This window comes from Gordonia aichiensis (genome assembly GCF_039946255.1).
In the GTDB taxonomy this organism is placed as follows: domain Bacteria; phylum Actinomycetota; class Actinomycetes; order Mycobacteriales; family Mycobacteriaceae; genus Gordonia; species Gordonia aichiensis_A.
In genome coordinates, this window is the sequence record NZ_JBCDWL010000010.1 from 1 (window position 1) to 17,733 (window position 17,733).

Genomic DNA, 17,733 nt, shown 5'->3' on the forward strand with positions numbered 1-17,733 from the left:
GAGGTGCGGTCATCGTGATGACTCCGTTCGAGGATTCTGTGGAAGGTTGACTCGAAGGATCACACGGTGACCGCTCTCGTACCGAGCAGCTGGTCACCGCGGTTACACCACTCTAAGGGGCACTACCCGATTCCAGCGATGTTCCTACCGAGACCGTCGACTGCCATGATGGAGATGTCCCTTCGTGAAGTGGGCGCTCCGGGCGGCGGCGGTCAGACAAGACATTGGTTAGGCACCGGCCAGGCTCCTGATTAGGTCATGGCCACCGTCCGCCCGTGAGCATTCGAACGCTCCGTAGCGGTCGGACAGATCAATTGGTAGACAACCCAGCAGGGCGTCAGTCACACCCAGAGTCACGACCACCACGGAACTACTAACCATCATCAATGTCACACCCTGACGCTACGGTCCTCGCATGGATCAAGAACTTGACTTCACCGGCTCGGCCCGAGACACCGACGCCTACCCCGGCGGTGTCGCCCTGATGTATCTCGATGAGCCGATCGGGGCGCTCACCGCCGAGCAGGTTGCGTTCCTTCTGGGCAACGATCCGGTGTTCATCACCGCACTGCTGGAAGAGGACGAGGAGCAGGCCGAGCAGTGGGCAGCGGATGCGCTGGCGGCTCGCACCGGGAACCCGGACCCGCTGTTGGTGGAGGCGAGCGGCGGGAAGGACGGACTGGCCGAAGCGTGTCTGCACGAAGCGCGAGCGTGGGCGATGAGCGTGCACGCCAAACGGGCGGCACTGGACTTCCTCACCGCGCACCCGCGCCCCGCCGTGCCGTGCCCGGTGGCCGACGAGATGGATCGGGTGCAGACGTTGGCGGAGCAGGTCTCCGAGGTTCGAGTGATCTGTGAGGACGCTTGCGGGCCGGGCATCGAAGGCTGCCCACGACACCACGACGAGCTCTCCCGGCGGGAGGCGGCATGCACAGCAGCAGTCCATGAGATGCGTGGAGCCCTCACCCGCCGACTGGAATCGGCCGACGAACGCCGTCAACAGACCTAACCCGAGCAGACCTCGAAGCCTTTGGTGAGGCTCGGTGTGCCAGCACTGCTATCGGTGATGACAGGCGGGTCGGGGACAGCATCCGACGCGTCGACGTTGCCCCTTGAACGAGGAATCGGTCGCCTTGCTGGAGGCTTCGGTGGCCGCCCGCAATTGGGCGGCTTTGCTGCCGCCCGCTGCGATGATGTCGGCGGTGGCCATGGATCCGGAGCCGTCAAGGATCGATGCGGTCGGCGTGGATGAGGCCGACGTGGCGTCGATCGCGAACAGGAATAGCCCGAGGGCGCAGTCCGACGCCGCGCACACCCTGCCGACCATCGGTGCGGGGCCGGGAGCCTCAACTCACCGATTCGCGCTGTGCGAGGCCCGACTGATGGTCTCGAGAACCACCTGGAACTGCGGATTGTTCACGTCGACGATGGAGACGTGATTGCCGCCGGGGATCATCACGAACGTCGATTCCGCGCCGGCCTTCTTGGCGGCCGCCACGTAGTTCTGGCCCAGGACGGCGGGGACGATGTGGTCCTTGTCGCCGTTCATCGCGATGGTGGGCATGGAGGGGTCGATGTTCTGGATCGGGTCGACGGCCTCGTACCGCGCAGGTGCCTGCTTGGGCGTGGCGCCGAGCGCCTTGACGATGTTGTGGTCGCCCATCTGCACGGCGGTGCGCATGTCGAGCGGTCCGGCCAGGGAGATCACGTGCGTCGGCCGGAACTTGGGGTTCGCGCCCACTTGGTCGCCGTCGAGTTCGTGCCGGGTGCCCGCCCACATCGACAACTGTCCGCCGGCCGAGTGCCCGGCGACGACGACGGCGTCGGTGTCGAGCGCGGGAACGGCCTTCTCGACACTCGGGATGTAGTCGAGGGCCGCGGCGACGTCGGCGAAGGTGGTCGGCCAGCCGCCGCCCGCGCCGACGCGCCGGTACTCCACGTTGTAGACGGCCAGACCGCGCTCGGCGAGCCGCTGGGCAAACGTGACGAACACGTCGGCACCGATCTCGGATTGCCAGGCCCCGCCGTGGATCAGCACCACCAGCGGCACGGAGTTCGGCGGGTGCTCGCCCTCGGGCAGAAACAGGTCGGCCCAGTTCTGATCGTCGTCGCGACTGCCGGTGGTGGTCGGGTACAGATACCGTGTGGCGTCGATCTTGGTGGACGCGTGCACCTTCGCGAAATCGGCGGCCGCCTTCCCCGGGTGCGCGGGCGAGGCCGCCGGTGAATCGTCGTGATCGGGGGACGAGCACGAGGCGATCAGCAGTGCGGCCGCGGTGGCGACGGCGGTGACGACGGTTCGGGAGACGGAGCGCATCGTGGTCCTCAGTTGATCGCGGCGTTGACGGTGGAGGCGGCGATCAGGCCCTGCAGACCCCAACGGTCGGCGAGGGCCTTCATCTCGCCGGTGTCGATCAGATGCTGGATCACCTGCTGCAGCACCGGCGCGAGCGGTGAACCCTTGGCGACGGGGAACGCGTACGGCTGGGTGTCGAAGGCGTTGTCGACGGCCTCGATCCGGCCGCCGGACCGGCGCGCCGAGTAGCGGATGACGGGGGAGTCGGCGGAAATGGCGTCCACCTCGCCGGCGAGCAGCCCGTCCATCGCCGCCTGCTCGGAATCGAAGGCGACGACGTCGATCCGCTCCTCGCCGACGGCCTTGCACGCCTGACTCTTCGCGGGCAGCTCCACGGTCAGCTGTACGGTGTCGGCCTCGGCCCCGACCTTCTTGCCGCACGCGTTCTCCGGTTCGACGCCGCTGCCGGTGCGCTGTGCCCACTGGGTGCCCGCGCGCATGTAGGTCACCATGTCGACGAGCTGTTCGCGGCTCCGGGTGTCGAACAGTCCTCGCGCGGCCATGTCGACCGCACCGCTCTGCACATCGGGGAGCAGCTGCGGGAACGGTGACTGCCGAATGTCAGTGTTGAGCTCGAGGGTCTGCGCGATCGCCTCGACCAGATCGATGTCGAACCCGGTCAGTTCGCCGTCCTGCTCGAACTCCATCGGCGCGAACGGGGCGTTGGTGCCCACGATCAGCGTGCCCGAGGTGCGGACGCGCTCGGGGAGCCGAGCCTTCAGCGCGGCTACGTCGACAGTCTGCGCTGCGGCCGAACTCGACGTCGACGCCGGTGAGGTGCCGGCTTCGTCCGACGAACACGCGGCCACGCCTGCCGTCATCATCAGTGCGGCGCAGGCGACGACGATCCGTCGCGCCGGCAGGGAGATTCGCATGAAGACCTCATGTCGGTCGGGAGTGACGATTCCGGCATCATCGTAAGCCCCGCGTCGACGCATCGGCTCGGGACCACGGTCGGTCCGTGGACGTCGAGCCGATGCGCCAACGTGATGTCGGGAGGCGGATTCAGTCGGCGGCGGAGAGGTCCTCATCGCGCTCGCTGCTGTCGTCGAGGACGACGCGACCGATGATCTCGTATTTCGCGGGCGCGAACTTCCTGGTCCAGAGGGCGAAGAGCAGACCGGACAGGCCGACCACCCCGACGACCCAGGGCGAGAGCTTGAAGACGAGGTCGGAGGCCGCGTCACCGGCGGCGAATCCGGCGTTCTTGATCAACAGCCAGCCGACGCCGAGCATCCCGATGCCGCCGAGCAGCGGGGCGACGAGGGTGCGGAACCAGTTGGCCGACTCGGGATGCATCTTCATCACGTGGAAGTAGGAGACGCAGGAGAACGCGGCGAGGGCTTGCACGATCAGGATCGCGGTGGTCCCGAGGATCGCCATCAGCGTGTACAGCTGGGTGTACGGGTTGCGGTCGCTGAAGAAGAAGAACAGCACGATCACGGTGGCGATGGCGGTCTGGATGAATCCGGCGATGTGCGGCGATCCGTGCTTGGCGTGCGAGGCGCCCAGCGTCTTGGACATGCCGGGGATCAGGTCTTCGCGGCCGATGGCGTAGATGTAGCGCGAGGCGCAGTTGTGGAAGGCCATGCCGCACGCGTACGAACCGGTCATCATCAGGAACTCGACCAGGATCAGCGACCAGTGGCCGAGGTGCTGTTCGATCGGGATGAAGAACATGTTGCCCGCGGTGTCGGGGTGCTGGGCGTAGGCGATCGCCCGGCTCGGGCCGGTGCCGACCAGCGCCGACCACGAGACGATGACGTAGAAGATGCCGACTCCGAGCACTGCGACCATCGTTGCGATCGGGATGATCTTCTTCGGGTTCCGGGACTCTTCGCCGTACATGGCGGTCGATTCGAAGCCGACCCACGACCAGAAGGCGAAGAACAGGCCGATGCCGGCCGATCCGGCGACGGCGATGGTGGAACCGGCGTGGAGCGGATCGGCGACGACGCCGGAGAGGCTGTCGAAGGCGCTCAGCGGGTTCAGCGACGACCACGACCAGCCCTCGGGGCCGCCGCCGCTGCCGATCACCGACACGGTCATGGCACCGAGGATCAGGATCTCGGTGATCAGGAAGAAGCCGAGCACCTTGGCGGTGAGATTGACGTCGAAGTAGGTCAGTACGGTGTTCACCAGCAGCATCGCCAGCGCGTACCAGACCCACGAGATGTCGATTCCCATGTGGTTCTTGAAGAAGTTGTTGGCGAAGAACGAGAAGATGCCGACCAGTGCGGCCTCGAAGACGACGTAGGCGAGGGTGGTGAGCGATCCGGCGGCCATCCCGACGATGCGGCCGAGTCCGTGTGAGATGAAGCCGTAGAACGCGCCGGTGGAGGTGATGTGCTTGCTCATCGCCGAGTATCCGAGGGCGAACAGGCCGAGGATCACCGTGGCCACCAGATAGCCGGCCGGGGCCCCGGCGCCGTTGCCGAAGCCCACCGCGATGGGCACGTTGCCGATCATGGCGGTGATGGGAGCCGCGGTCGCAACCGCCATGAACACGACTCCGGTGAGGCCGACGGCGTTGGCTTTCAATCGTTGGACCTGGGGTCCGGAGTCGGCTGTCGCCGAATCGGCGGCGGCCGACGCGGTCGATGTCGTGGGGGGAGTGTCAGGCGACATGGGGGAGATCCTCCTGGAAGTGTGCCTCGGGACCCGCTGTGTCGTAGGTCACCCACGATGATTACACCGTTTTCCGTTTCGGTTCAATGGTTTCAGGAGAATTGGTTTAACTTTTCCAAAACCATTGCGCTAATTGGTCTGGACCGTATAGCTTCTAGTTACGACCTCCCCGGCGATACGAATGGGGTGAGGACAGGCGAGGAGAACGGTGAATCGATGCACGATTACGGAGCGTTCAGTTTCGAGTCGAAGGCGGACGTCCTCGAGTCGTCGAAGGAGTACTGGAACCCCGACAAGACTCAGTTCTGGTCCGACAGCGGTGTCGATCTGGTCATCGACCGACGCGAGGGCTACTTCCTGTGGGACATGGACGGGCGACGGCTGATCGACACCCACCTCAACGGCGGCACCTACAACCTGGGTCATCGCAACCCGGAGATCGTCGAAGCGTTGAAGGTGGCGATGGATCACTTCGACATGGGCAACCACCACTTCCCCTCGGTGGCGCGGGCGGCCCTGGCGAAAGAGCTCGTGAAGAGTGCTCCACCGGGACTGACGAAGGTGGCCTTCGCCTCCGGCGGCGGCGAGGCGATCGACATCGCACTCAAGAGCGCCCGGCACGCCACCAAGCGGCGCGACATCGTCTCGATCGTCAAGGCCTACCACGGGCATACCGGGTTGGCCGTTGCTGCAGGTGACGAACGGTTTGCGGACTTCTTCCTGTCTGACCGGCCCGAGTTCCACCAGGTGCCGTTCAACGACCTGCCCGCGATGGAGGCCGCCCTGCGCGGACGCAATGCCGCCGCGGTGATCATGGAGACGATTCCGGCGACGTACGGTTTCCCGCTCCCCGAACCCGGATACCTCGAACAGGTCAAGAAGCTGTGCGAGAAGTACGGCTCCCTCTACATCGCCGACGAGGTCCAGACCGGCATGATGCGCACCGGCGAGATGTGGGGCATCAGCAAGCGCGGCATCGAGCCGGACATCCTGGTGACCGGCAAGGGCATCTCGGGCGGCATGTACCCGATCGCCGCGGCTCTGTTGAGTGAACGCTCCGGCTCGTGGCTGCGCGAGGACGGGTTCGCGCACATGTCGACCTTCGGCGGCGCCGAACTCGCCTGCATCTCGGCGCTCAAGGCCCTGGAGATCTCTCAGCGGCCGGCGGTGCGGTCGATGGTCCACTACATCGCCGACGTCATCGGTTCGGGTCTGCGCGACATTCAAGCAGATCATCCGAATTGGTTTACTGGCATCCGACAGAACGGTGTGATCTTCGGTCTGGAGTTCGCCCATCCTGAGGGCGCCAAGTTCGTCATGCGCGAGCTGTACCAGCTGGGCGTGTGGGCCATCTTCTCGACGCTCGATCCCCGAGTGCTGCAGTACAAGCCCGGAATCCTGCTGACCCCCGACATCACCGAAGAACTGCTCGACCGCACCGCGCTGGCGATCGCCCGCGCGGAGGCGGCGGTGGGCAGCACCACGAGGAAGGCGAGCTGATGGGCTTGGAGAGCATCGCGACGATGTCACAGACGGCGGCCGCCGGCCACCTGCTGGAACGTGCCGGATGGGCGGCCCGGGCGTTCGCCGACTATTCGCAGCGCGACGTCGACAAGATCGTCCGCGCCGTCGCCGACGTCGCCTTCGTCAATGCGCGTCGATTCGCCGAGGCGGCCGTCGCCGAGACGACGTTCGGCGTCGTCGACCACAAGGTCCAGAAGAACGAGGCCTGCTCGCGCGGTCTGGTCGAGGCCTACTCCGGCAGCGACTTCGCCACGCCTCGGATCGACACCGAAGCCAAGATCGTCGAGGTGCCCCGACCGGCCGGCGTGGTCCTGGCGATCACCCCGTCGACCAACCCGGTGGCCAGCGTGTACTTCAAGGTGCTCCTGGCGCTGATGACGCGCAACGCGGTGGTGGTCTCGCCGCATCCGATGGCCAAGCGCTGCTGCGCCGAAGCCGCGGAACTGCTCGCCGACGCCGCGGTGGCCGCGGGCGCCCCGGACGGAGTGATCCAGGTCGTCGCCGAGCCGACGATTCCGCTGATCGAATCGATGATGGCCGATGAGCGGACCAACCTGATTCTCGCCACCGGCGGCTCCGGCGTGGTCCGCGCCGCCTACAGCTCCGGCAACCCGGCGATGGGTGTCGGCCCGGGCAACGTCCCGGTGTTCGTCGACCACTCCGCCGACCTGCGTGCCGCCGCCCGCCGCATCGTGGAGAGCAAGGCCTTCGACAACTCGGTGCTGTGCACCAACGAATCGGTTCTGATCGTCGAGGAGTCGGTGTCCGATGGGCTGATCCGCGAGATGAAGAACATCGGCGCGGCACTGCTGAATGCCGGTGAGACGGAACAGCTTCGCGACTACATGTTCCCCGACGGGCAACTCAACACCGCCGTGGTCGGCAAGGACGCCGCGGTGATCGCCACCGGTGCGGGCATACGGGTGGGACCGCGTACCAAGGTGCTGCTGGCCCCGTTCCACGTCGCCGTCCCCGACGAGCCCCTGACCCATGAGAAGCTCTCGCCGGTGCTCGGCCTGATCACCGTCCGCGATCGCGCGCAGGGCATCGCGACCGCCCGGGCCATCGTGCGCGGCGTCGGCGCCGGCCACAGTGCCTCGATCCACAGCGCCGACCCCGAGACGATCATGACCTTCACGGCGAAGGTGCCGGTGCTGCGCGTGTCGGTGAACGTCGGCAACAGCACCGGAAGCTCGGGTCTGGACACCAACCTGCCGATCTCGATGACGATCGGCACCGGGTTCGCCGGACGCAGCTCGCTCGGCGAGAACCTCAAACCGGAGCACCTGGTCGACATCGCGCGGATCGCGTACAACTCCGATCCGGCCGAAGTGATGCCGTCGTATGCGAACCAGGACCCGAGCCGCGAGCATCCGAACCCGGTGCCCGCCTATCCGGTGGCGTCCAACGATCCCGACGCGGTCGCCGCGCACGCCGTCGCGCAGGTGAGCAAGCGTCTGTCCGCATCGTCGGCGCTGTCGAGTCTCGGCAGCGCGGGCGCCGGCGGGGCCGACCAGGGCCTCGTCCGCGAGGAGATCCGTCGCCTGGTCGCCGAAGAACTGTCCCAACTGATCAAGGGCTGACATGACTGAGTTGCGTTCGTTCATCTTCATCGACCGGCTGGCGCCGCAGACGATGTGCTATCTCGCCACGTGGATCAAGGGCACGCTGCCGCGCGCAGGCATGGCCGCGCAGATCATCGAGGTGGCGCCCGGCATCGACATCGAGCAGATCACCGACGGGGCCCTCAAATACGCGGAGGTGTCCGCGGGAATCCTGGTGGTGGAACGCCAGTTCGGCTACCTCGAGTTCCACGGCGAGACCGGTTCGGTCAAGGCCGCGGCCGAAGGGGTGCTCGACGTCATCGGCGCCGACCCGGGCTCGGCGGTTCGGCCGAAGGTGCTGGCCAACGAGATCATCTCGTCCATCGACCGCCAGCACGCGTTCCTGATCAACCGGAACAAGATCGGGTCGATGGTGGTGCCCGGCGAATCGCTGTTCGTGCTCGAGGTGCAGCCGGCGTCGTACGCCATCCTCGCCACCAACGAGGCGGAGAAGGCCGCGGACATCAAGGTGGTCGACTACCGCATGATCGGCGCCACCGGCCGCGTCTACCTCGCGGGCAAGGAAGCCGACGTGCGGCAGGCCGCCGAGGCCGCACTCGACGCGCTGCGGAGGCTGTGATGAACCAGCCCCAGCTCGATCTTCGCGCGATGATCGCGGACACCGTCCGCGACGTGGTCGCGGAGATGGTTGCCGGTTCGGTACGGGACGCGGTGTCCGGGGCGGTCGCGGACACCCCGCCGCCCGAGCCGCCGTCGCCGATACCCGAATCGACCGGGGTGGCCGGAGCGGAGTACGTGGTCCGCGCCCCGGACCGGCAGACGGTCGAGAGCGTCCGCATCTCCGACAACGCCGACCTCGACCAGTTCGTCCGACGCCTGGTGACCATGTTCGAGAACCCCAAGGTGCGCCAGGACATCAAAGCCGGCCGCCTGAGCTTCCGGCTCGAAGGCCGCTCCACGCTGGCCGACGACGCCGGCCCGGTGATGCGGGTCGAGTCGGGCGCCCTGACCGAGCGGCAGGTGGAGACCGCGCACGAGCAGGGACGACGGATCGTCCTGGCTCGCCGTGCCGTGGCCACCCCGCTCGCCCGTGAACGCGCCCGAGCGCTGAGAGTCCCGATCGAGAAGGAGACACGCTGATGCAGCAGGCAGTCGTGACCGGCACCGTCTGGTCGACCAAACGGATCGAGGGCATGCCGCCGGGCGCACTCCTGAAGGTGCGGACCGCCGGCGGAGACGACCTCGTCGCCTTCGACGTCCTGGGCAGCGGAGTCGGCGAGGAGGTCCTGATCACCCAGGGCTCGGTCGCCGCCGCATGGTTCACCGGAACCCCGCCACCCGTCGACGCGCTGATCATCGGCTCGGTCGACCCCGAGTAGCTGCAGCCCCCGAAGGGCCGCAGCCCCCGAGCAGCTTCACCCCCTCAGAAATCACCCACCTGGAAACCACCCACCCCGATCCGCCGGACCGGGGAAGAAAGCAAGGAGACACATCATGTCGAGCACCGCAATCGGAATGATCGAGACCAAGGGATTCGTCGCCGCTCTCACCGCCGCCGACGCGATGGTGAAGGCTGCCAACGTGGTCATCACCGACCGCCAGGAAGTCGGCGACGGCCTCGTCGCGGTGATCGTCACCGGCGAGGTGGGCGCGGTCAAGGCCGCCACCGAGGCCGGCGCCGAAGCCGCGTCGCAGGTCGGCGAACTCGTCAGCGTCCACGTCATCCCGCGCCCGCACGCCGAGCTGGGCAACCACTTCGACGTGTCCGCGAAGTGAGTTCTGCCCCACCCGGTGAGGTCCGGCCGTCTCGGTGAGCCCTCACCTCGTCCGGCCGTGACATGAGACAGGAGTCGCCGATGTCCGACACATCGATCAGCAGTGAACTGCGCGTCTACTTGATGGTGGAAGACCTTCAAGAACAGTTCGCCGCATACCTGGGAACCCCGACGCGCGCCCGCGGGTACCCGCCGTACGCCGGCGATCACGCACTCATCATCGAGGTCGCTCCGGCCCTCGCGATCGAGCGCGTGATCGACCTCGCCCTCCGCGCCGTGCCGAGCGTGGAGCCGGGCATCCTGTTCGTCGAACGACAGTTCGGGGTCCTGGAACTGCACGGACGAGATCTCGCCGAGGTCACCCGTGCCGGTGAGGCGGTGCTCGCGGGCACCGGATCCGCGGCCGGTGATCAGCTCCGGCCGCGGGTGCTCTATCACGACATCATCGAGGACGTGACCGATCAGCACGCCGTGCTGATCAACCGCAACCGGCAGGGATCGATGCTGATTCCCGGCCAGTCGCTGCTCGTCTACGAGATGACGCCGGCTCTGTTCGCGGCGGTGGCCGCCAACGAGGCCGAGCGGGTGGCGCCGGGACTGTCGGTGATCGACGTCCAGATGATCGGTGCGGCGGGCAGGCTGTACCTGGGCGGGACCACCGACGAGGTCACGGCCGCCCGGGACCGAATCACCGAGGTGCTCGCCTCCATCAAGGGTCGGGAGCAGTGAGTCATGACCGATTCGATGAACATCGGTATCGATGCCACCGAGGGCCTCGCGCATACGGCGATGGCGGCGTACGAGTTCCCTGAACCGTACGAACTCGAGCTCATCAACCTGTCGGAGAACGCGACCTTCCTGGTCACGGCCACCGACAGTGACCACAAGGCCGTGATGCGGGTCCACCGCATCGGTTACCACGACAAGGCGTCGGTCGAGAGTGAACTTGACTGGACCACCGCGCTGCGGGAGGACACCGGAATCGCCACGCCTGCGGTGATCCCGGCCCGCGACGGCAGCCGGGTGACGACAGTGCACGACGGCGACGTGGACCGCTACGTGGTGCTGTTCGACTTGGCACCCGGTGTGGAGCCCGACGGAGAACTGCTCCGTGTGTCCGACTTCGAGCTACTCGGTCGGCTCACCGCGAAACTGCACGAGCACGCCTCGACGTGGCAGCGGCCGTCGACCTTCTCCCGTTTCGAATGGAACTGGGAGGCCTTCCTCGGCGACGAACCCCGTTGGGGCCGGTGGAGCGACGGTGTCGGCATCGGCACCGAAGAACTCGATGTGCTCGGCCGCACCAGCGAGCTCATCCACCGCAAGCTGCGCGACTACGGTGCCGGACCGGACCGTTACGGGCTGGTCCACGCCGATCTGCGGTTGGCGAACCTGCTGATCATCGACGACAAGATCACCGTCATCGACTTCGACGACTGCGGGCTCTCGTGGTTCATGTACGACTTCGGCACCGCCGTCTCGTTCATCGAAGACGATCCGCGCGTCCCCGAGTGGCGTACGGCCTGGCTGGCGGGCTACCGCGAAGTTCGTGACCTCGGCGTCGAGCACGAACAGATGCTCGCCACGTTCGTGATGCTGCGGCGGCTGATGCTGGTCGCGTGGATCGGCTCGCATTCGCACTCGGCCGAAGCCGCGGCGCTCGGGACGAGTTTCACGGCCGGAACCATGACTCTGGCTCACCGCTATCTGGCCACCGACGGCCACTCGATCGACCGCGACAGCGCGGCCTGACAGCAAGGACCGGCAGATGTTCTCCTCAATGACAGACCACACCGTGGTGGTGACCGGCGGAAGCCGAGGGATCGGACGCGGGATCGCCACCGTGTTCGCCGACGCCGGGGCGCGCGTCGTTCTCGTCGGACGCAATGCCGCAGAACTGGCGAAGGCGGCCGGTGAACTGGGCGAGCGGGCCGACTACGTGGTCGCCGACATCGGCGACCGCGACCAGTGCCGCGAGATGGCGGCCGAGGTGGTGAAGCGGCACGGCGGCATCGATGTGCTGTGCTGCAACGCCGGGATCTTCCCGCAGCATCGATTGTCGGAGATGACGCAGGACGACCTGGATCTGGTGATGCGGACCAACCTGAGCGGAACGGTGTTCTCCGTCCAGGCGTGCACGGAGGCGCTGGCCGCATCCGGTCACGGGCGCATCGTCCTCACCTCGTCGATCACCGGCCCGCTCACCGGATATCCGGGCTGGTCGCACTACGGGGCGAGCAAGGCCGCCCAGCTCGGATTCATGCGCAGTGCGGCGCTCGAACTGGCGAAACGCCACATCACGATCAATGCGGTGATGCCCGGCAACATCGCGACCGAGGGCCTGGACGGGCTCGGTGACGACTACCTGGCGGGCATGGCGGCCGCAGTCCCGGCCGGTCGGCTCGGCACCGTCGCCGACATCGGACATGCGGCGCTGTTCTTCGCTGCGCCCGAGACCGGATACGTCACCGGACAGACCCTCGTCGTCGACGGCGGGCAGGTGCTGCCGGAGTCTCCCGAGGCTCTCGAACAGATGTGAGCGCCACGGCGATACCCTTGACGGGAGTACCAGTCGGCGGAGGGGGATCGATGTCAGCGGAGTCGATGGGCACCGGGACGCGCGAGTCGACGTCGCTTGTCGAGACCCTGCGTCGGCGAATCGTGTCGGAGATCAGCTCCGGGATCCTCACTCCGGGCACCCGCCTCGGCGGTGAACGCGACCTCGCCGAGGCGTACGGTGTGAGCCGTTCGACGCTGCGGCAGGTACTCGGCGGCCTCGAGGAGGCCGGACTCGTCGAACGGGTCGCCGGCCGCGGCGGCGGCACCTTCGTCGGCCACCCTAAGGTGGCACGCGACTCCGCCGAGGTGATCGGGCTCCCGGCGTCGTTGGCCAGCCAGGGCTACGCGGCGGGCACCCGGGTGCTGTCGACTCGGCTCGCGTCGCCGGACGACGAGACCCGCACAGCGCTCAAGCTGCGAGGCAGCGATCTCGTCGCCGAGATTCAGCGGCTTCGGCTGGCAGACGGACGACCGCTGTCGTTGGACCGCGCGCTGTTTCCCTCATCGCGGTTTCAAGGCTTGTTGGAGTTGCCGCTCGGCGGGTCGTTGTACTCGTTGCTGGAGGAGCGGTTCGACCTGCGGATCGGTGAGGCCGCGGAGACCATCGAGGTGGTCAACGCAACTGATGACGAGGCGCAGGTGCTCGGTGTCGACGTGGGGTTCCCATTGGTGTCCATCGAGCGCATCACCTACGACGACGTCGGTGAGCCGTTCGAGTATTCGCACGACCTGTTCCGGTCCGACCGGGTCCGCATCACCATGCGATCACCGGGTCGCGGACTGCATGCCGCCGCCGTCGGGCACGAGGAGATGGTGACACTGACCGCCGTCGATCGACTCGCCTCGGACGAGGGCGGATCTCCTTAGTCGGAGAGCGGCGATCGGAGCCAGTCGGCGTCGATCCCGACCCAACCGCCGACGAGCCCCGCCGCCCCCGTCACCCAGAGCGTGCCCAGCACGATGGCGCAGGTGCCGACGCCGAGAGCGACTTGCGCCAGGCGGTTGCCGTCGATGTAATCGGTGTAGAAGCTGTTGAGTCGGGCCATCACCCACTTGCGCAGACGTGCGGCCCACTCGAGCTCCTGCGACAGGATCAGCAGTCCGAGGAAGACGATGGCCCAGCCCGGTCCCGGATAGGGGATGGTGATCGCGCCGACGAGGGTCACCAGGAAACCGACGCCGATGGTGACGTACCGCAGCACCCACCCGAGCCGATGCGTGTGCCGAACACGGTGATAGCGGGCGCCGAGCGCCTTCAATCGGTCGAGGGTCGCGGTCACGGGCGGGTTCCTCAGCGGTCGACGGACAGGGTGTTTCCAGGGTGCCAGAAGGGGCGGGCGGGGTCTCGATGCGCGTCCTCCGCTTCGCTTCGGTCGCTTACTCGACCATCCTGGGAAAGGTCCTTCGCTTCGCTCCGGGCGCTTACTCGACCAGCCTGGGTAGCTCGTTCGCTACACTGGCCTGGGTTCGTCTGGGCTGGGCTCTTTTTCAGGGTGGTCGAGTAGCCACTGAGCGCAGCGAGGCGGCGTATCGAGGCCTGGTGCGGGGGTCTCGATGCGCGTCCTTCGCTTCGCTTCGGTCGCTTACTCGACCAGCCTGGGTAGGTCCTTCGCTTCGCTCCGGGCGCTTACTCGACCAGCCTGGGTAGGTCCTGCGCTTCGCTCCGGGCCCTTACTCGACCGGCCCGGGGAGCTCGGCCGACTACTTCTCGAACAGGCGCTGGCCCCAGTACTCGCCCGGTTCGACGCCTGGGGGGACGGCGAAGTTGGCCGAGCCGTTCGGGATCAGATACTCGGTCATCGCGTCCTTGCGCGACAGCTGGTGCTGGATCGGCACGAACTGCTTGAAGGTGTCGCGGTTGAAGGCGATGAAGAACAGGCCGGCGTCCAGATGGCCGAAGCCGTCGGAGCCGTCGGTGAAGTTGTAGCCGCGGCGCAGGATCTGCACGCCGCCGTTCTGATCGGGGTGTGCCAGCCGCACATGGGAGGTCGCCGGGATGATCGGCGCACCGTACGAGGTGATCTGGAAGTCGGGCTCGTCGAACTCCCCGTCTTTGCCCAGCGGTGCGCCCGACCCCTTGGTCCGGCCGATGATGTTCTCCTGCTCGAGCAGGTTGGCGCGGTCCCACGGCTCGATGTCCATGCGGATCCGGCGCGCGACCAGGTAGGTGCCGCCGGTCATCCACTGGGCCGACGGCGGATTGTCCTCCGGCGCCACCCACACCCATTTGTCGAGGGTGTCGGTGTCCTCGGCGCGGATGTTCGCGGTGCCGTCCTTGAACCCGAACATGTTGCGCGGGGTGTCCTGCGACCGCGTCGTCGACGACGTGCGCCCGAACCCGAGTTGCGACCACCGCACCGACACGACGCCGACGCCGATGCGCGCCAGGTTGCGGATGGCGTGCACGGCCACCTGCGGGTCGTCGGCGCAGGCCTGCAGACAGATGTCGCCGTACGAGCGCGAGGCCTCGATCTTCTCCTGCGCGAATGCCGGCAGGTCGGCCAGCGCGGCCGGCTTGCGGTCGGCGATGCCGAACCGGTCGGGCCGGTTGGGGTCCGACGCGCTGGGCCCGAACAGCCCCGGTCCGAAACCGATCGTCAGCGTCAGGTGCGCCGGGGACAGGCCCAGCGCCTCGCCGGTGTCGGCGGGCGGGTGGTAGTCGCCCAGGCCGAGGGCGCCGTCGGGTTCGGTCTCCTGCCCGCGCGTCATCCGCTCGGCGGCGACTGTCCACTTCTTGAGCATGTCGACCAGCGCCTCGCGCGAGTCGGTGATGACGTCGAACGCCGCGAAGTGAAGCCGGTCCTGCGCCTCGGTGACGATGCCTGCCTGATGCTCGCCGCGGAAGGCGACGATCCGGTCCGGCTCGTCCTCGCGGCCGACGGTCGCACCGAGGGCGGCGCCGCCGGCCAGCCCGGCGGCGATGCCCACACCCATGCCGACGCCGGCCGCCCCGAGGACAGTTCTGCGCGACAATCCGCCCCTGCCGGGGTCGACGGCCCCGTCGGGCGTCACTTCGCGATCACTCATGCGACGGTCACTCTCACTTCTGCAGAACCAGGCCCGGCACCTGCGACAGGGTGGCCGAGAGGGCGTCGACCTTGCCGGACAGTTCCTTGCGCTGCTCGGGGGTCACCTTGTCGTAGGAGACGTAGCCGTCGCCCTCGCGGAACTGTTCGAGGAACGACCGCACGCCGGCGAACTGCTCGGTGATCTTGTCCATCAGCTTCGGGTTCTTGGCGGTGATGATCGGCTGCAGTTCGGCGATCAGGGTCTCCGAGCCGTCGATGTTGGCGGCGATGTCCCACAGGTCGGAGTGGCTGTAGCGGTCCTCTTCGCCGCCGACCTTGGTCTTGGCGATCTCGTCGATCAGCGCCTGCGGACCGTGGACGAACATCTGCGTCTCGAACTCGAAGCCCGGCGCCGACACCTCGTCGCGCAGCGCCTTGACGTCGGTCAGCAGCTGGTCGGCGATCGGGGCGATCTTCTCCTTGGTGTCGGCGGTCTTGGCGTTCGCGGCATCGGCCGGTGCCACCTTGCCCTCGCCTTCGCCGACCTCGGCGGGCTGCGGCGGGAACAGGTAGCGCTCGATCCGGTGGAAGCCGGTGAAGTCGACCTTCCCGTCCTCGGTGTCGTCCCAGCGCATGTCGATCTTGGGATCGAGGTCGGGGAACGATTCGGCGACCGGCTCCACGCGCTCGTAGAAGGTGCGGACCAGGCCGAACTGGTTGCGCGCGGCATCGAGATTGCCGGCCTTCACCTCGCCGACGAAGGTCTCGGTCTGCGCGACCAGGCCGTTGAGCTGTCCGCGCACGTACTCCAGGTAGCGCTCCTTGGCGGCCTCGACGTCGGCCGGGGCCTGACTCTTCTCCTTCGTCTCGCCGCTCACGGTCACGTCTTTGCGGATGCCCGCACCGACCATGCCCGGCTTGCAGGCGACGGTGTAGGTGCCCGGTTCGGCGAACTCCACACCGAGCTTGCCCTTGAGTCCGGGGCCGATGTTCTCCACTTCGGCCAGCACCCGATTGTTCTGGCCGTACACGTAGAACTCGGTCACCTTGCTGCCGGAGTTGGTGACCTCGAAGTTCACCTGTCCGGTCTGCAGCGACGTGCTCGACAGTTCGCAGGCATCGTCGGTGGAGGTGACGGTGACGGCGCCGTCACTGCTCGACTTGGCCTCGCAGGCGGCCAGCGCCAGCGGGGTCGCCACGACGGCGCCGAGTACGACGGCGGTGCGCAGAGCAGGGGAGAGCTTGGCCATGATTTTCCTTTCGGGAGGTGATGGCGCGGCGGGGCCGGCGCGGAGGAGCGAGCCGCTTACGCGACGTCTTCGAGAGCGGGTTCGGCGGGTTTGGGCGCGACCGAGCGGCCGCGGAGGATGAACAGTCCGCCGACGATCACCACGTACCCGACCCAGGCGATCACCTGCAGCACCGTCGGCTCGGGCCGGAAGTTGAAGATTCCCGAGGCGATGACGCCGTACCAGGCGCTCTGGTCGTACCAGGACGAGATGTCGAAGGCGACGGCGTGCAGGCCGGGCAGCCATCCGTACACCTGCAGCGCCCGGACGCCGTAGGCGAGGATGCCCGCGGCGACGACGATCAGGAAGATGCCGGTGTAGGTGAAGAACTTGCCGAAGTCGATGGCGATGGCGCCCTTGTAGAGCAGCCAGGTCAAGATCACGGCGACGACCATGCCCAGCAGCAACCCGATCAGCGGCCACACCCCGCCGGAGACGCTCTCGGCGTAGCCGACCATCAGCAGCGCGGTCTCGAAGCCCTCGCGTCCGACGGCGAGGAAGGCCAGACCGAACACGGCGGCGCCGCCGACGGCCATCGCATCGGTGAGCCCGGACTTCAGGTCGCCGGAGATGTGCGCGGCGGCCTTGCGCATCCACAGGACCATGAACGTGACGATCGCGACGGCGACCAACGAGGCGAGGCCCGCGAGCAGTTCGGCGGCCAGCGACGAGATGGTCGACGACCCGAACTGGATGATCAGGAAGGTGCCGATCATCATGGTGAGGGCGGCGGCCACGCCCAGCCAGATCCACTTGAGCGAATCGCGGCGTCCGGATTTGACGGCGAAGGCCACCAGCACCATCACGACGATCCCGGCTTCGAATCCCTCGCGGATGCCGATCAGCCCGCTGCCGACCATCTGGGTCACCACCGACGGTGCGTCTTGCGCGATGAACGTCGTCATCGAGGTCCCTTCCGTCTGCGCCTCCGACGATCCTGGCAGCCGGATAACCGGGTCAGAATAACGCACGTTGGGTGAGCCTGTCCTAATCGGATTTGACTGCCGCATCGACATTTCGTACGAAGAG

General features: G+C 67.2%; 18 protein-coding genes. 11 read left to right on the forward strand and 7 right to left on the reverse strand.

The annotated features are described in order from the left end of the window. The first annotated feature begins 415 nt into the window (after window positions 1-415). The gene (locus AAFO60_RS12820; RefSeq protein WP_347956598.1) at window positions 416-1,009 is read left to right on the forward strand and encodes a hypothetical protein; all 594 of its coding nucleotides are present in this window, start codon (window positions 416-418) and stop codon (window positions 1,007-1,009) included. Window positions 1,010-1,351: 342 nt separating this feature from the next. Here AAFO60_RS12820 and AAFO60_RS12825 read toward each other — a convergent pair whose 3' ends face one another. The 3 genes from AAFO60_RS12825 to AAFO60_RS12835 all read right to left on the reverse strand — a co-directional run bounded on the left by AAFO60_RS12825 (window position 1,352) and on the right by AAFO60_RS12835 (window position 4,984). Beyond that, on the reverse strand, window positions 1,352-2,317 hold the full coding sequence (locus AAFO60_RS12825) for an alpha/beta hydrolase family protein (protein WP_347956599.1): 966 nt from the start codon (window positions 2,315-2,317) through the stop codon (window positions 1,352-1,354). 8 nt (window positions 2,318-2,325) lie between these two features. Continuing rightward, entirely contained in the window at window positions 2,326-3,231 is a 906-nt protein-coding gene (locus AAFO60_RS12830; RefSeq protein WP_347956600.1) for an ABC transporter substrate-binding protein, read from the reverse strand. 130 nt (window positions 3,232-3,361) lie between these two features. Next, the gene (locus AAFO60_RS12835) at window positions 3,362-4,984 is read right to left on the reverse strand and encodes an APC family permease (RefSeq protein WP_432211712.1); all 1,623 of its coding nucleotides are present in this window, start codon (window positions 4,982-4,984) and stop codon (window positions 3,362-3,364) included. Window positions 4,985-5,200: 216 nt separating this feature from the next. Between AAFO60_RS12835 and AAFO60_RS12840 the strand changes: the two genes are divergently transcribed. The 10 genes from AAFO60_RS12840 to AAFO60_RS12885 all read left to right on the forward strand — a co-directional run bounded on the left by AAFO60_RS12840 (window position 5,201) and on the right by AAFO60_RS12885 (window position 13,274). Then, window positions 5,201-6,484, forward strand: coding sequence for an aspartate aminotransferase family protein (locus AAFO60_RS12840; protein WP_347956601.1), 1,284 nt, complete (start codon window positions 5,201-5,203; stop codon window positions 6,482-6,484). Continuing rightward, the gene (locus AAFO60_RS12845) at window positions 6,484-8,091 is read left to right on the forward strand and encodes an aldehyde dehydrogenase family protein (protein WP_347956602.1); all 1,608 of its coding nucleotides are present in this window, start codon (window positions 6,484-6,486) and stop codon (window positions 8,089-8,091) included. Before AAFO60_RS12840 ends, AAFO60_RS12845 begins: the two co-directional genes overlap by 1 nt. 1 nt (window position 8,092) lies before the next feature. Continuing rightward, window positions 8,093-8,692 carry a BMC domain-containing protein gene (locus AAFO60_RS12850; protein WP_347956603.1) on the forward strand — a complete coding sequence of 200 codons (600 nt, stop codon included), beginning with the start codon at window positions 8,093-8,095 and terminating at the stop codon, window positions 8,690-8,692. Continuing rightward, window positions 8,692-9,213 carry a hypothetical protein gene (locus tag AAFO60_RS12855; protein WP_347956604.1) on the forward strand — a complete coding sequence of 174 codons (522 nt, stop codon included), beginning with the start codon at window positions 8,692-8,694 and terminating at the stop codon, window positions 9,211-9,213. Before AAFO60_RS12850 ends, AAFO60_RS12855 begins: the two co-directional genes overlap by 1 nt. Further along, complete coding sequence (locus tag AAFO60_RS12860; RefSeq protein ID WP_347956605.1) at window positions 9,213-9,452, forward strand: EutN/CcmL family microcompartment protein; 240 nt, start codon at window positions 9,213-9,215, stop codon at window positions 9,450-9,452. The genes AAFO60_RS12855 and AAFO60_RS12860 overlap by 1 nt, the downstream gene beginning before the upstream one ends. 115 nt (window positions 9,453-9,567) lie before the next feature. After that, window positions 9,568-9,849: a BMC domain-containing protein gene (locus AAFO60_RS12865; protein WP_347956606.1), complete on the forward strand. Its 282-nt coding sequence runs from the start codon at window positions 9,568-9,570 to the stop codon at window positions 9,847-9,849. Window positions 9,850-9,929: 80 nt separating this feature from the next. After that, on the forward strand, window positions 9,930-10,577 hold the full coding sequence (locus tag AAFO60_RS12870; RefSeq protein WP_347956607.1) for a microcompartment protein: 648 nt from the start codon (window positions 9,930-9,932) through the stop codon (window positions 10,575-10,577). A gap of 3 nt (window positions 10,578-10,580) precedes the next feature. Next, the gene (locus AAFO60_RS12875) at window positions 10,581-11,600 is read left to right on the forward strand and encodes a phosphotransferase enzyme family protein (RefSeq protein WP_347956608.1); all 1,020 of its coding nucleotides are present in this window, start codon (window positions 10,581-10,583) and stop codon (window positions 11,598-11,600) included. 16 nt (window positions 11,601-11,616) lie between these two features. After that, window positions 11,617-12,387: a 3-oxoacyl-ACP reductase FabG gene (gene fabG / locus AAFO60_RS12880; RefSeq protein ID WP_347956609.1), complete on the forward strand. Its 771-nt coding sequence runs from the start codon at window positions 11,617-11,619 to the stop codon at window positions 12,385-12,387. 50 nt (window positions 12,388-12,437) lie between these two features. Next, the gene (locus AAFO60_RS12885; RefSeq protein ID WP_347956610.1) at window positions 12,438-13,274 is read left to right on the forward strand and encodes a GntR family transcriptional regulator; all 837 of its coding nucleotides are present in this window, start codon (window positions 12,438-12,440) and stop codon (window positions 13,272-13,274) included. On the opposite strand, the gene AAFO60_RS12890 is transcribed toward AAFO60_RS12885, so the two are convergent. The 4 genes from AAFO60_RS12890 to efeU all read right to left on the reverse strand — a co-directional run bounded on the left by AAFO60_RS12890 (window position 13,271) and on the right by efeU (window position 17,609). Then, a complete protein-coding gene (locus tag AAFO60_RS12890) occupies window positions 13,271-13,687 on the reverse strand; it encodes a TIGR02611 family protein (protein WP_347956611.1) in 417 nt (138 codons plus the stop codon). The genes AAFO60_RS12885 and AAFO60_RS12890 overlap by 4 nt on opposite strands. A gap of 421 nt (window positions 13,688-14,108) precedes the next feature. Next, the gene (efeB, locus tag AAFO60_RS12895; protein WP_347956612.1) at window positions 14,109-15,434 is read right to left on the reverse strand and encodes an iron uptake transporter deferrochelatase/peroxidase subunit; all 1,326 of its coding nucleotides are present in this window, start codon (window positions 15,432-15,434) and stop codon (window positions 14,109-14,111) included. 13 nt (window positions 15,435-15,447) lie between these two features. Further along, on the reverse strand, window positions 15,448-16,665 hold the full coding sequence (gene efeO / locus AAFO60_RS12900) for an iron uptake system protein EfeO (RefSeq protein ID WP_347956613.1): 1,218 nt from the start codon (window positions 16,663-16,665) through the stop codon (window positions 15,448-15,450). A 56-nt stretch (window positions 16,666-16,721) separates the two neighbouring features. Further along, complete coding sequence (efeU, locus tag AAFO60_RS12905) at window positions 16,722-17,609, reverse strand: iron uptake transporter permease EfeU (protein WP_347956614.1); 888 nt, start codon at window positions 17,607-17,609, stop codon at window positions 16,722-16,724. Between the last annotated feature and the right edge of the window lie 124 nt (window positions 17,610-17,733).

Coding starts and splice junctions, on each gene's coding strand:
- AAFO60_RS12820 (WP_347956598.1), top strand. CDS start 416: ATGGATCAAGAACTTGACTTCACCGGCTCGGCCCGAGACACCGACGCC.
- AAFO60_RS12825 (WP_347956599.1), bottom strand. CDS start 2,317: ATGCGCTCCGTCTCCCGAACCGTCGTCACCGCCGTCGCCACCGCGGCC.
- AAFO60_RS12830 (WP_347956600.1), bottom strand. CDS start 3,231: ATGCGAATCTCCCTGCCGGCGCGACGGATCGTCGTCGCCTGCGCCGCA.
- AAFO60_RS12835 (WP_432211712.1), bottom strand. CDS start 4,984: ATGTCGCCTGACACTCCCCCCACGACATCGACCGCGTCGGCCGCCGCC.
- AAFO60_RS12840 (WP_347956601.1), top strand. CDS start 5,201: ATGCACGATTACGGAGCGTTCAGTTTCGAGTCGAAGGCGGACGTCCTC.
- AAFO60_RS12845 (WP_347956602.1), top strand. CDS start 6,484: ATGGGCTTGGAGAGCATCGCGACGATGTCACAGACGGCGGCCGCCGGC.
- AAFO60_RS12850 (WP_347956603.1), top strand. CDS start 8,093: ATGACTGAGTTGCGTTCGTTCATCTTCATCGACCGGCTGGCGCCGCAG.
- AAFO60_RS12855 (WP_347956604.1), top strand. CDS start 8,692: ATGAACCAGCCCCAGCTCGATCTTCGCGCGATGATCGCGGACACCGTC.
- AAFO60_RS12860 (WP_347956605.1), top strand. CDS start 9,213: ATGCAGCAGGCAGTCGTGACCGGCACCGTCTGGTCGACCAAACGGATC.
- AAFO60_RS12865 (WP_347956606.1), top strand. CDS start 9,568: ATGTCGAGCACCGCAATCGGAATGATCGAGACCAAGGGATTCGTCGCC.
- AAFO60_RS12870 (WP_347956607.1), top strand. CDS start 9,930: ATGTCCGACACATCGATCAGCAGTGAACTGCGCGTCTACTTGATGGTG.
- AAFO60_RS12875 (WP_347956608.1), top strand. CDS start 10,581: ATGACCGATTCGATGAACATCGGTATCGATGCCACCGAGGGCCTCGCG.
- fabG (WP_347956609.1), top strand. CDS start 11,617: ATGTTCTCCTCAATGACAGACCACACCGTGGTGGTGACCGGCGGAAGC.
- AAFO60_RS12885 (WP_347956610.1), top strand. CDS start 12,438: ATGTCAGCGGAGTCGATGGGCACCGGGACGCGCGAGTCGACGTCGCTT.
- efeB (WP_347956612.1), bottom strand. CDS start 15,434: ATGAGTGATCGCGAAGTGACGCCCGACGGGGCCGTCGACCCCGGCAGG.
- efeO (WP_347956613.1), bottom strand. CDS start 16,665: ATGGCCAAGCTCTCCCCTGCTCTGCGCACCGCCGTCGTACTCGGCGCC.
- efeU (WP_347956614.1), bottom strand. CDS start 17,609: ATGACGACGTTCATCGCGCAAGACGCACCGTCGGTGGTGACCCAGATG.